General features: G+C 70.0%; 10 protein-coding genes. All 10 read right to left on the bottom strand.

Going from position 1 to position 12,672, the window contains the following annotated elements:
• On the bottom strand, nucleotides 1-192 hold a 192-nt coding region (locus tag HG543_RS54775), incomplete at its 3' end, for a hypothetical protein (protein WP_211194571.1).
• Nucleotides 193-306: 114 nt separating this feature from the next.
• A complete protein-coding gene (locus HG543_RS44115; RefSeq protein WP_169350962.1) occupies nucleotides 307-1,263 on the bottom strand; it encodes an aldo/keto reductase in 957 nt (318 codons plus the stop codon).
• Nucleotides 1,264-1,498: 235 nt separating this feature from the next.
• The gene (locus tag HG543_RS44110; protein ID WP_169350961.1) at nucleotides 1,499-2,671 is read right to left on the bottom strand and encodes an alkaline phosphatase PhoX; all 1,173 of its coding nucleotides are present in this window, start codon (nucleotides 2,669-2,671) and stop codon (nucleotides 1,499-1,501) included.
• A 101-nt stretch (nucleotides 2,672-2,772) separates the two neighbouring features.
• The gene (locus HG543_RS44105; RefSeq protein ID WP_169350960.1) at nucleotides 2,773-3,048 is read right to left on the bottom strand and encodes a DUF5985 family protein; all 276 of its coding nucleotides are present in this window, start codon (nucleotides 3,046-3,048) and stop codon (nucleotides 2,773-2,775) included.
• 10 nt (nucleotides 3,049-3,058) lie between these two features.
• The gene (locus tag HG543_RS44100; RefSeq protein ID WP_169350959.1) at nucleotides 3,059-3,319 is read right to left on the bottom strand and encodes a DUF5985 family protein; all 261 of its coding nucleotides are present in this window, start codon (nucleotides 3,317-3,319) and stop codon (nucleotides 3,059-3,061) included.
• A complete protein-coding gene (locus HG543_RS44095) occupies nucleotides 3,312-3,716 on the bottom strand; it encodes a hypothetical protein (RefSeq protein ID WP_169350958.1) in 405 nt (134 codons plus the stop codon). The genes HG543_RS44100 and HG543_RS44095 overlap by 8 nt, the downstream gene beginning before the upstream one ends.
• Before the next feature lie 55 nt (nucleotides 3,717-3,771).
• Complete coding sequence (locus HG543_RS44090) at nucleotides 3,772-4,875, bottom strand: response regulator (RefSeq protein ID WP_169350957.1); 1,104 nt, start codon at nucleotides 4,873-4,875, stop codon at nucleotides 3,772-3,774.
• Nucleotides 4,872-5,429: a chemotaxis protein CheB gene (locus HG543_RS44085; RefSeq protein ID WP_169350956.1), complete on the bottom strand. Its 558-nt coding sequence runs from the start codon at nucleotides 5,427-5,429 to the stop codon at nucleotides 4,872-4,874. The genes HG543_RS44090 and HG543_RS44085 overlap by 4 nt, the downstream gene beginning before the upstream one ends.
• Nucleotides 5,426-6,259: a CheR family methyltransferase gene (locus HG543_RS44080; protein WP_169350955.1), complete on the bottom strand. Its 834-nt coding sequence runs from the start codon at nucleotides 6,257-6,259 to the stop codon at nucleotides 5,426-5,428. Before HG543_RS44080 ends, HG543_RS44085 begins: the two co-directional genes overlap by 4 nt.
• Nucleotides 6,256-12,669, bottom strand: coding sequence for a HAMP domain-containing protein (locus HG543_RS44075; RefSeq protein WP_169350963.1), 6,414 nt, complete (start codon nucleotides 12,667-12,669; stop codon nucleotides 6,256-6,258). Before HG543_RS44075 ends, HG543_RS44080 begins: the two co-directional genes overlap by 4 nt.
• Between the last annotated feature and the right edge of the window lie 3 nt (nucleotides 12,670-12,672).

Genomic DNA, 12,672 nt, shown 5'->3' with positions numbered 1-12,672 from the left:
CCCCGGCCCCACCCGCTCCAGGCCGGCGGGCCCTCCCACGCGGGAGGCCCTCCGCGCGCGGCGGTCCGACGGGGCCGTCTGCTCCGCGCCCGTCGCGGCGGACAGGCCTTCCCACGCGGAGGCTCTCCGCGCGCGGCGGTCCGACGGGGCCGTGTCTACCCCGCGCCCGTCGCCGCGGACGGGCCTTCCCACGCGGGGCTTTCCGCGCGCGGCGGCCCGACCGGGCCGTCTGCCCCGCGCCCATCGCCGCGGACAGGCCTTCCCACACGGAGGCTCTCCGCGCGCGGCGGTCCGATGGGGCCGTGTCTACCCCGCGCCCGTCGCCGCGGCGGGCGGGTCCCACCACACGGCCCCCTTGCCCTGGATGGCCTCCCGCGCCCGCTCGCGCACGCGGGCCATCTCCTCGGTGGACAGCGGCTGGAAGGCGGCGGCCGCGCGCAGCGCCGCGTCCTGCTCGTTGGGGTGGCTCATGCCCATCAGCATGACGTCCGGGTCCAGCGTGAGCGTGTAGCGCACGCACGTCTCCACGCTCAGGTGCGGCAGCGAGGGCGCGCCCCGGTCCTCCTTGCCGCCGGAGCCCACCTTGCCGCGCGGCCGGGCCTGTAGCGGGCGGCCGTAGCCCTCCGTGTCGCCCAGGAGCTTGCCCGCGCCGAACGTCTTGAAGGACACCACGCCCACGCCCAGCGAGCGCGCCAGCGGCAGCACGTCCAGCACGTAGCGCGCGTCCACGAAGGGGCCCAGGGGGAACATCACCACGTCGCACAGCCCGGAGCGCAGCGCCGCGCGCAGCACGTCCGGGTGGTGGCTGGAGATGCCCCGGAAGCGCGCCTTGCCCTCGTGCACGCAGCGGCCCAATTGCTCCATGCCGCCGCCGGGCGCGGCCAGCCGCTCCCACACCGCGGGCTCCGAGACGGCGTGGAACACGAACAGGTCCACCGCGTCCTGCTTCAGCCGGCGCAGGCTGCCCTCCACCTGCGGCGCCACCGGCGCGTCGAGCTCGTCCACCTTGTCGATGAGGAAGACGTCCCCACGCCGGCCGCGCAGGGCCTCGCCCACCGTCTTCTCACTCAGGCCCTCCTCGTAGTTGGGCGCGGTGTCGATGACGTTGAGCCCGGCGTCCAGCGCGCGGCGCAGCGTGGTGACGAGTGTCTCGTGGGGCGTGGAGCGGTCGGCGATGTCGCCGATGCCCACCGCCGTGGCGGTGAAGCCGGTGCGCCCCAGGGCGCGACGCGGCGAGAAGCGGGGAAGCGCGGAAGCGGCCATAGGCCCCCGGTTCTCCCGGGAGCCCCGGCCACCGTCAAGCGACCTCACGCCCCGCCCGCGCTGCACCGTGCAATGCGCGCCCCGCCGCCCGCCGGGCGAGGGAGCGCACCGTTTCCGGGGCGACGGCGGAGCGCCGCCTGGCGCTCGCCACGGCCTCCACCGCTGCCCCCGCGAAGCGTTCCCGGAAGACGCCCGAGCGCCGCGCGGTGCGGGCCGCGGCGCCCCGGACAGCCGCTCACCGGAACGGGCCGCTCACCTCGAAGGTGATGCCGCCGCTCGACAGGCCGGAGGTGCCGCGCTGCGAGCTGAAGTACAGCCGCCGCCCGTCCGGGCTGAAGGCCGGCCCGCAGATTTCGGACGCGGAGTGCCCCTCCAGCTTGATGAAGGGCGACACCACCCGGTTGGGCCCCGGGGTGATGATGCAGATTTCCATGTTGCCGCCGTCCTCGGCGACGAACAAATCCCCCGAGCGCGACACCGTGACGTTGTCCACGCCCGTCAGCGGCGAGCCCGAGTAGAGGTTGTCGTCGTAGATGACCTCCAGCTTCCCCGTGGCCGGCGTGTGCGCCCACACGCGGTTGTCACCCTTGGTGGTGAAGTAGACGACGCCGCTGTCGTACCAGCAGCCCTCGCCGCCGCTGAACACCGTCGTCTGCGACGCCACCGAGGACTGCGAGGACGCCGGGCTGGACGCCGAGCAGTTCACCCAGCTCAGCGTGGCCGTGCCCGCCAGCGGGTCTCCCGTCACCTTCGCCGCCTGCAGCGTGCCCGCCGCCAGCGACGGCCACGCGGACGGCGTGAAGCGGTAGAAGCGCCCGCTGGTGGTGTCCTCGGTGAGGTACAGCCGCTGGCCGTCCGGGTCCACCGCCACCGCCTCGTGCGCGAAGGTGCCCAGCGCGCCGCGCACCACGCCCTGCGAGGCCTTCGTCGGGTCGCACTCCCACACGCGCCCGCCGCTGTACTCCTCGCACGACAGCCACGTGCCCCACGGCGTGGGCCCGCCCGCGCAATTGCTCCGCGTGTTGGAGAGGATGCGGTACGCGCCGACAATGGCCCCGCCTCCGTCGAAGCGCACCGCGCTCGCCCCGCCGCCGGAGGACAGCTCGCTGTTGGACGTGTACACCCAGCCGCCCGTGGACAGCGCGAAGCACGCCCCGCCGTCCGGCGCCGAGTGCCACGTGTAGCCCGTCGTCCCCACCACCCGCCCCGAGCGGGCGATGATGCGCGACGTGAAGCCCGCTGGCAGCCGCACCCCGTTGGCGTCCGGCGAGCCGGACATCGCCCCGTACGGGCTCGGCCCCGGCTGGGCCGGCGCGGCATAGGCCTCCTTCCAGAAGCCCGGGCCCAACGCCAGTGCGCCGCCACCCAGCGCGGAGAGTCGAAGGAAGTTACGACGGTCCAGACGCATCCATGCTCCTCCAGGGAAGTCTGGAGAGAGCGTATTTCACGAATTCACGGAAACAAAGGTGACGATTCCGCGAGGACCGGCTGACGGCCGCGTGGCGAGGGCTACCCACCGCTGGCGCGGCGGCCGGCGCGGTTCTTGTCCCAGATGGCGTAGATGATGAGGAGGAAGGCGAAGAGGCGGACCACGTAGATGTAGTGGCGCCGCTCGTCGTCCACGTCGAGCAGCCCGCCGGCCACGGCATTGCCGGCCAGCAGCGTGAAGGTGAGCGCGAAGAAGCCGAAGAGCCGGTCGCGCGACTGCTTCCAGAAGCGCAGGAAGAACATCGCGCACGCCAGCCATGCCATCGCCGCCGCGCCGTTGATCAGGGGGTTGATCATGCGTGCACCCTCAGGACGCGTCCCAGATGAGGCCGTAGAGCAGGATGACCGCGCTGGCCAGCCCGGTGATGAGGCGCGGCAGGTACAGGTCCACCGAGGTGGGCAGCAGCACCAGGTCGATGAAGAGCAGGATGTTGTTGAGCGCCAGCACCGCGAAGCACAGGCCGCTCCACAGCAGCAGCCGGGACTGGGTGCGCTTCCAGGCGCGCAAGAGGAGCACCGCGCACGTCACGCTGGTCAAGGCACAGAGGATGTAGACCGCTTCAACCATGGCCGCCGTCCTTGTCCTTCTTGAACACGAACGCCTCCGCGAAGCCCCGGACCTTGTCCAGGGGCCGCGAGAAGATGAAGGAGATGACGCTCACCCGCTTCGTTCCGTACACCGCCGCCAGCTCCGTCACCGCCTGCACGTCCTCCGAGTCCGCGGGACTGTAGCGATATGCGGGCGGATTGGCCCCGTTGTCCACCAGCAGCCGGCGGGCGGTCAGGTCCATCAGCCTCGCGGCCGCGGACGATTCTGTGATTCGCAGCTCCTGGCTCACCGCCGCCGCCGTCCACTCCCTCTCCGTTCGGGCCCGAAGCAGGAGGAGCACCTCCAGCTTCTCCAGGGAGTCGATGTGCGTCGTGATGAAGCGCTGGACCCGCGAGGGAAGTCCGGCATCGCTCACACGCCCACCTTGCCCATGTTTATTGGGGCGTCAATGATTTACTGACGCGCTGTGTTCAGCGCTCGGGAGGCTGGGTCATGGCTGCCCGGTCGGAGTCCTCCTCGGGTGGGGAGCCCTCCGTGAGCGGCCGGGCGGGTGGAGTGGCGGCGTCGGGGGGCGGCAGGTTCCTCAGTCCCTCCGCGAGTCGGGAGAGGGGCCCGACGTCCAGCGGCTTCCCGGCGGCGCGCAGGCCCGTGACGTCCAGCAGCGCGAGCAGCACCGTCTCCGGGCGGCCGTGCATGCGCGGCAGCAGCTCGCTGTACGCGAGCGCCACCCCGCGCTGACCATTCACCTCCCACTCCACGGTGACACCCAGGAGCGACTCGCCCCGGGCCGCCCGCATCAGCGGCAGGGCCGCGTCCGGCAGGGGCTGTCCGTCCGCGCCCCGGAAGACGGCCTCCGGGTGGAGCGCGCGGGCCTCGCGGTACGCCAGACACCCGCCCGCCAGCCCCTGCGCGGCCCGGTTGGCCACCAGGGTGCGCCCGCTGCCCGGCTCCACGAGGGCCACCGGGGTGGGCAGCGCGGCCAGCACCGCCTCCAGCCAGCGCTGCTGGTTGCGGTGGGCCTCCATCTCCCGGCGCAGGAGCTCCTCGCGCACCCGGCCGCGCTCGGCCTCGGTGCGCCGGTTGGCGTCCCCCAGCTCGCGCTCGTGCTCGCGCCGCTGCGCCTCGCGCAGGGCCTCCGCCTGGCGCTTCACCAGCTCCGTCTTGCGGAACAGCTCCACGAAGACGCTCACCTTGGAGCGGAGGATTTCCGGCTCGTAGGGCTTGAGGAGGTAGTCCACCGCGCCCACCGCGTAGGCGCGCAGCTCCGGTAGCTGCCCGCGCGACAGGGCGGTGAGGAAGACGATGGGCGTGTCGCGGCTGCGCTCCCGCTCGCGGATGAGCTGCGCCGTCTCGAACCCATCCATGTCCGGCATGATGACGTCGAGCAGGATGACGGCGAAGTCGCGGGTGAGCAGGTGGCGCAGCGCCTCGCGGCCGCTCTTCGCCAGCACCAGCCGCTGCCCCAGGGGCGCCAGGGTGGCCTCCAGCGCCAGCAGCCCCTCGGGCTGGTCATCCACCAGCAGGATGGAGGCCGGCTCCGCCGGCGGGCGCTCGCGCGAAGGAGGCGCGCTCACGGCAGGCCCCGGGCACGCGGTGCCCAGGCGAGGCGCGCCAGCCAGGCCCCCAGCCCTCCTGGCGACAGCCGCTCCACCTCACCCTCCTGCCCCTCGCCGCCCTCCCAGTCCTCGCCCACCACGGCCACGCGTCCGCCGCGCGCCTGGAGCCGGTGCAGCCCCGCCACGCCGTCCTCGTGCCCGGTGAAGAGCAGCCCGGCGGCGCGAGGCCCGTAGCTGTCCGCGGCGGACTCGAAGAGCGCGTCGAGCCCGGGACGCTGCCCGTGCTCGGGCGGCTCCACGGACAGCGCCACGCAGCCCTTGTCCACCAGCAGGTGGTAGCCGTAGGGCGCCAGGTACACGCGGCCGGGCACCAGGTCGTCCTTGTCGTCCGGCTCCACCACCGGCAGCGCGCAGCGGCGCCCCAGCGGCGCGGCCAGCGCGTCATGCGGCCCGCGGTGCAGCGCCACCACCACCGGCACCGCCAATTCCCTCGGCAGCAGCGTCAGGAGCGACTCCACGTCCGCGGCGGCCGCGCGCGGCGCCCCCACCACCAGGACACCCACGGGGCTCATGTCACCCTCCGGAAGATGCGGCCGCTGCCCTCCAGCTCTTCGTACGCCGAGGCGTGCGGCGTGCGCGCCACGGACTCCTTGCGCCCCAGGCACAGGAAGCCGAAGCGCGCGAGGCTCTCGAAGAGGCGCCCGTGCACGCGGTTGTGCAGGGTGCGGTTGAAGGTCAGCAGCGTGTCGCGGCACACGATGACGTGGAACTCGTTGAAGGAGCCGTCCGTGGCCAGGTTGTGCTGGGTGAAGAAGATGCTGTCGCGCAGCTTCGGCTGGAGCAGCGCCCAGTTGCCGTCGCGCGTGTAGTAGTCCGTCAGCGCGCCCTTGCCGCCGGCCTCCACGTACCGGCGCGCGTCCTCCTCGCCGGGCAGCGGCAGCACGCCGGTGCGCGCGTCCGCCAGCAGCCCCTCGCTGGAGTCGGACGCGTACAGCCGGCACCGGCCCCACAGCCCCTCCTCCAACAGGAGGATGGCCAGCGCATACGTGTCCTCGCCGGTGCCGCAGCCGGCGTGCCACACGCGCACCGACGGCCACGTGCGCAGCACCGGCACCACCCGCGCCCGGAAGTCCCGGAAGAAGGCCGGGTCCGAGAAGAGCGACGTCGGCGTGCACGACAGCGTGCGCAAGAGCCCCTCCAGCGCCTCGCCGTCATGCAGCACGCGGGCCTGGAGCGCGGAGAAGGTGTCCAGCCGCTCCTCGCGCAGGTGCCGCCGCAGCCGCCTGAGCAGCAGCGGCCGGGCATGGCTGCGCAGGTCGAAGCCCCACTGCCGGGCCACGCCCTCCAGGAGCAGGTCCACCTCGATGGACTCCAGCTCCGCGCTGGCACCGCCGGTGCTCAACTGGAGACCTCCGTGCGGTTGCCGCGGCCCTGCGCGCCGCGCGGGGCGTGCAGCCAGACGCGCAGCAGGCTGAGCAGCTTCTCGATGTCCACCGGCTTGGTGATGTAGTCGGACGCGCCCGCCTCCAGGCACTTCTCGCGGTCACCCTTCATGGCCTTGGCGGTGAGGGCGAGAATCGGCAGGTGGCTGACGCGCTCCATGCGGCGGATGGCGCGCATGGCCTGGTAGCCGTCCATCTCCGGCATCATCACGTCCATCAGCACCAGCTCGATTTCGGCGTCCTTCTCCAGCAGGGACAGGCCCTCTCGCGCGCTCTCCGCGAAGGCCACCCGCATGCCGTAGCGCTCCAGCACCGTGTTGAGGGCGAAGATGTTGCGCACGTCGTCGTCCACCACCAGCACCTTGCGGCCGACGAGCAACGGGTCCCTCTCGCGCGCCTTCTCCAGCATGCGGCGCTTGGGCTCGGTGAGCTGCGAGGGCGAGCGGTGCAGGAAGAGGCTCGTCTCCTCCAGGAGCCGCTCGGGGCTCTGCGCGTCCTTGACGACGATGGCGTCCGCCACCCGGCGCAGCTCCGTCTCCTGGGCGCGCGACAGCTCGCGGCCCGTGTAGACGATGATGGGCGGCCCGCCCGCGCCGTGCAGCTCGCGCACCTTGCGGATGAGCTCCGTGCCGGCCATGTCCGGCAGGCCCAGGTCCAGCACCATGCAGTCGAAGCGGCGCTCGGCCAGGGCGCCCAGCGCGTCCGCCGCGGTGCCCACCGCCACCGTCTGGATGTCCTCGCTGCCCAGCAGCTCCACCAGGGTCTGCCGGTGGACGTTGTCGTCCTCGACGATGAGCAGGGCGCGGCCCTTGCGCTCGACGAAGTCCTTCAGCGACTCCAGCGCGGCCTTCGCCGCCTCCGGGTCCGCCGCGGCCTGGAGGTGGCCGATGGCGCCCAGGTTGAGCGAGCGCTCGCGGTGGTCCTCATCGGACACCGTGTACACCGGCAGGGCGCGGGTGGCCGCGTCGTGCTTCAGCCGGTCCAGCACCACCCAGCCGGCCATCTCCGGCAGGTCCAGGTCCACGGCCACGGCCACCGGGCGCGCGTTGCGCACGGCGTCCAGCGCCCCCTCCACCTCCGTGGAGACGAGCACCTTGAAGCCCGTGCCCTGCGCCGCCGCGCGCAGCCGCGCCGCATGGTCCACCGTCTGCGTCACCGCCAGCAGCACCTGGTCTCCCGGCTGGATGGACGCGCGGTCATCGTCGATGTCCATCCGCCCCAGCGCGGGTACGCTCGGCTCGTCCAGGTGCGGCGGCGGCAGCGCGGCCAGGGAAGGCGGCAGCTCGCGGGTCCTCGTCTCTTGTGCCGGGCGCTCCGACGCGACGAAGTCCAGCGGCAGGTACAGGGTGAAGATGCTGCCCTTGCCCACCTCGCTCTCCAGCCGGATTTCACCGCCCAGCAGGCGCGCGATTTCGCGGCTGATGGACAGGCCCAGGCCGGTACCACCGTACTTGCGCGCGGTGGAGCCGTCCGCCTGCTGGAAGGCCTCGAAGATGATTTGATGCTTGTCCTTCGGGATGCCGATGCCCGTGTCCGACACGGTGAAGGCCACCACCGACGGGGCGCCGGACAGCACCGGGTGGTCCGAGGACCACCCGGCCTTCGCCATGCCAATCTGCAGCGACACCTGGCCGGACTCGGTGAACTTGAAGGCGTTGGACAGCAGGTTCTTGAGCACCTGCTGCAGGCGCTTGGCGTCCGTCTCCAATTCGCCCGGCAGCCCGTTGCCCAGGGTGATGTCGAACTCCAGCCCCTTCTTGTCCGCCACCTGCCGGAAGGTGCGGTCCACGAACTCGCGCAGGTCGCTGAAGCGCAGCGGGCCCACGTCCACGGCCATGGTGCCGGACTCGATCTTGGACAGGTCGAGGATGTCGTTGATGAGCTCCAAGAGGTCCGCGCCGGAGGCGTGAATCGTCTTGGCGAACTCCACCTGCCGCGTGGTGAGGTTGCCGTCCACGTTGTCGCTGAGCGTCTGGCTGAGGATGAGCAGCGAGTTGAGCGGCGTGCGCAGCTCGTGGCTCATGTTGGCGAGGAACTCGGACTTGTACTTGGACGTCAGGCTGAGCTGCTCGGCCTTCTCTTCCAGGGCGCGCTTGGCCTGCTCGACTTCGCCGTTCTTGCGCTCCACCTCCGTCTTCTGCTCGGAGAGCAGCTTCGCCTTCTCCTGCAGCTCCTCGTTGGTGCGGCGCAGCTCCTCCTGCTGCCGCTTGAGCAGCTCCTCGGACTGCTGGAGCGACGTGGCCTGCTGCTCCAGCCGCTTGTTCGTCTCCGTGAGCTCCTCCTGCTGCTTGCGGAGCTCGTCGGTGAGCGCCTGGGACTGCTTCAGCAGCGCCTCGGTGCGCATGTTGGCGGCAATCGTGTTGAGCACGATGCCGATGGACTCCGTGAGCTGCTCCAGGAAGCCCAGGTGCACCTCGCTGAAGCGGTGGAACGAGGCCAGCTCGATGACGGCCTTGATTTCACCCTCGAAGAGCACCGGCAGCACGACGATGTTGCGCGGCACCTCCTCGCCCAGTCCGGAGGAGATGCGGATGTACGAGTCCGGCACGTCCGACAGGAGGATGGGCTCCTTCTCCAGGGCGCACTGGCCCACGAGGCCCTCGCCCAGCTTGAAGGTGTTGGAGAGGCCCTTGCGCTCGCGGTACGCGTACGACGCCAGCAGCTTGAGGACCTGGTCCCCGCCCTCGGCGCGCTCGGAGATGTAGAAGACGCCGTGCTGCGCGTCGACCAGCGGCGCCAGCTCGGACAGGATGACCTTGGACACCGTGAGCAGGTCGCGCTGACCCTGGAGGACGCGGGTGAACTTGGCCAGGTTCGTCTTGAGCCAGTCCTGCTCCGTGTTCTTGCGCGTGGTGTCCTTCAGGTTGCGGATCATCTCGTTGATGTTGTCCTTCAGGGCCGCCACTTCGCCCTGAGCGGACACGGTGATGAACCGCGTGAGGTCACCCTTCGTCACCGCGGTGGCCACCTCGGCGATGGCGCGCACCTGCGTGGTGAGGTTGGCGGCGAGCTGGTTCACGTTGTCCGTGAGGTCGCGCCAGATGCCGGCCGTGCCGGGCACGCGCGCCTGGCCGCCCAGCTTTCCTTCGATACCCACCTCGCGGGCCACCGTGGTCACCTGGTCGGCGAACACCGCGAGCGTGTCAATCATGCCGTTGATGGTGTCCGCCAGCTCGGCGATCTCGCCCTTCGCGTCCACCACCAGCTTGCGCTTCAGGTCGCCGTTGGCCACCGCCGTCACCACCTTGGCGATGCCGCGCACCTGGGTGGTGAGGTTGGAGGCCATGCTGTTCACGTTGTCCGTGAGGTCCTTCCACGTACCGGCGACGCCCTTCACCTCGGCCTGACCGCCCAGCTTTCCTTCCGTACCCACCTCGCGCGCGACGCGCGTCACCTCGGAGGCGAAGGACGACAGCTGGTCCACCATCGTGTTGATGGTGTTCTTCAGCTCCAGAATCTCACCCTGCACGTCCACGGTGATCTTCTTGGACAGGTCACCGCGGGCCACGGCCGTGGTGACTTCCGCGATGTTGCGCACCTGCGACGTCAGGTTGGACGCCATCGAGTTCACGTTGTCGGTGAGGTCCTTCCACGTACCGGCAACGCCCTTCACGACGGCCTGACCGCCCAGCTTTCCTTCGGTGCCCACCTCGCGGGCGACGCGCGTCACCTCCGAGGCGAACGAGTTCAGCTGGTCCACCATCGTGTTGATGGTGTTCTTCAGCTCCAGGATTTCGCCGCGCACGTCCACGGTGATCTTCTTCGACAGGTCACCGTTCGCCACCGCCGTCGTCACCTCGGCGATGTTGCGCACCTGCGCCGTGAGGTTCGACGCCATGCTGTTCACGTTGTCGGTGAGGTCCTTCCACGTTCCACCGACGCCGCGCACGATGGCCTGACCACCGAGCTTTCCTTCGGTACCCACCTCGCGGGCGACGCGGGTCACCTCGGAGGCGAACGAGTTCAGCTGGTCCACCATCGTGTTGATGGTGTTCTTCAGCTCCAGAATCTCACCGCGCACATCCACGGTGATCTTCTTGGACAGGTCGCCGCGGGCCACCGCCATCGTCACCTCGGCGATGTTGCGCACCTGCGAGGTGAGGTTGGACGCCATGCTGTTCACGTTGTCGGTGAGGTCCTTCCACGTTCCACCGACGCCACGCACGATGGCCTGACCGCCCAGCTTCCCTTCCGTACCCACTTCCTTGGCGACGCGGGTCACCTCGGAGGCGAACGAGGAGAGCTGGTCCACCATCGTGTTGATGGTGTTCTTCAGCTCCAGCACCTCGCCCTTGGCGTCCACCGTGATCTTCTTCGACAGGTCGCCCTTCGCGACGGCCGTGGTCACCTCGGCGATGTTGCGCACCTGCGCCGTGAGGTTGGAGGCCATGCTGTTCACGTTGTCCGTGAGGTCCTTCCACGTACCCGCGACACCTTTCACGACGGCCTGGCCACCCAGCTTGCCTTCCGTACCCACCTCGCGCGCCACGCGAGTCACTTCGGAAGCGAAGGACGACAGCTGGTCCACCATCGTGTTGATGGTGTTCTTCAGCTCCAGGATTTCACCCTGCACGTCCACGGTGATCTTCTTGGACAGGTCACCGTTCGCGACGGCCGTCGTCACCTCCGCGATGTTGCGCACCTGCGCGGTGAGGTTGGACGCCATGGAGTTCACGTTGTCCGTGAGGTCCTTCCACACGCCGGCCACGCCCTTCACGTCCGCCTGACCACCAAGCTTTCCGTCGGTGCCCACTTCCTTGGCGACGCGAGTCACCTCCGAGGCGAACGCGCGGAGCTGGTCCACCATCGTGTTGATGGTGTTCTTCAGCTCCAGCACCTCGCCCTTCACGTCCACGGTGATCTTCTTGGAGAGGTCACCGTTGGCCACCGCCGTCGTCACCTCGGCGATGTTGCGCACCTGCGCCGTGAGGTTGGACGCCATGCTGTTCACGTTGTCGGTGAGGTCCTTCCACGTACCACCGACACCGCGCACGACGGCCTGACCGCCCAGCTTTCCTTCGGTGCCCACCTCGCGGGCGACGCGAGTCACTTCCGACGCGAACGAGTTCAGCTGGTCCACCATCGTGTTGATGGTGTTCTTCAGCTCCAGAATCTCACCGCGCACGTCCACGGTGATCTTCTTGGACAGGTCGCCATTCGCCACGGCGGTGGTCACCTCGGCGATGTTGCGCACCTGCGAGGTGAGGTTGGACGCCATGCTGTTCACGTTGTCGGTGAGGTCCTTCCACGTACCGGCAACGCCCTTCACCATGGCCTGACCACCGAGCTTGCCCTCGGTGCCCACCTCACGGGCGACGCGGGTCACCTCGGACGCGAAGCTGTTGAGCTGGTCCACCATCGTGTTGATGGTGTTCTTCAGCTCCAGCACCTCGCCCTTGGCGTCCACCGTGATTTTCTTGGACAGGTCGCCGTTGGCCACCGCCGTCGTGACTTCGGCGATGTTGCGCACCTGCGCCGTGAGGTTGGAGGCCATGGAGTTCACGTTGTCCGTGAGGTCCTTCCACGTACCGCCCACGCCCTTCACGACGGCCTGTCCGCCCAGCTTGCCTTCCGTACCCACTTCACGCGCCACGCGCGTCACTTCCGAGGCGAACGACGAGAGCTGATCCACCATCGTGTTGATGGTGTTCTTCAGCTCCAGAATCTCGCCGCGCACGTCGACGGTGATTTTCTTGGACAGGTCGCCGCGGGCCACGGCCGTGGTCACCTCGGCGATGCTGCGCACCTGGGCGGTGAGGTTGGAGGCCATGGAGTTCACGTTGTCCGTGAGGTCCTTCCACGTGCCTGCCACGCCCTTCACCTTGGCCTGACCGCCGAGCTTTCCGTCGGTGCCCACCTCGCGGGCCACGCGCGTCACCTCGGAGGCGAAGGCGCCGAGCTGCTCCACCATGCCGTTCACCAGCCGGGCGGTGCGGAGGAACTCGCCCTTGAGGGGACGGCCGTCCACCTCCAGCGCCATCGTCTGGGACAGGTCGCCCTTGGCCACCGCGCCGATGACGCGGCCCATTTCGGTGGTGGGCTGCACCAGGTCGGCGACGAGCGTGTTCACCGAATCGACGCAGTCCGCCCAGGAGCCCACCGCGCCCACCACGTTGCCGCGCTGGGTGATGCGGCCTTCCTTGCCGACGACGGTGCCGATGCGCTCGAACTCGCGGGCCATGCGCTCGCTGAGCTCGATGATTTCGTTGAGCGTGTCCGCCACCTTGCCGGCGGTGCCCACCTTGTCCACGGGCATGCGCTGCGAGAAGTCGCCCTTGCGCACGGCGGTGAGCACGCGCAGCAGCTGGCGGGAGTCCAGCGCGTTGGAGTCATCTTCCTCGCGGGCCCGTGGCGGAGGAGGAGGGGCCACCGC

The sequence above is a fragment of the Pyxidicoccus fallax genome (assembly GCF_012933655.1).
Taxonomy (GTDB): Bacteria; Myxococcota; Myxococcia; order Myxococcales; family Myxococcaceae; genus Myxococcus; species Myxococcus fallax.
Note: the sequence above shows the minus strand (reverse complement) of the source record. Positions and strands in the feature narration are given on the sequence as shown.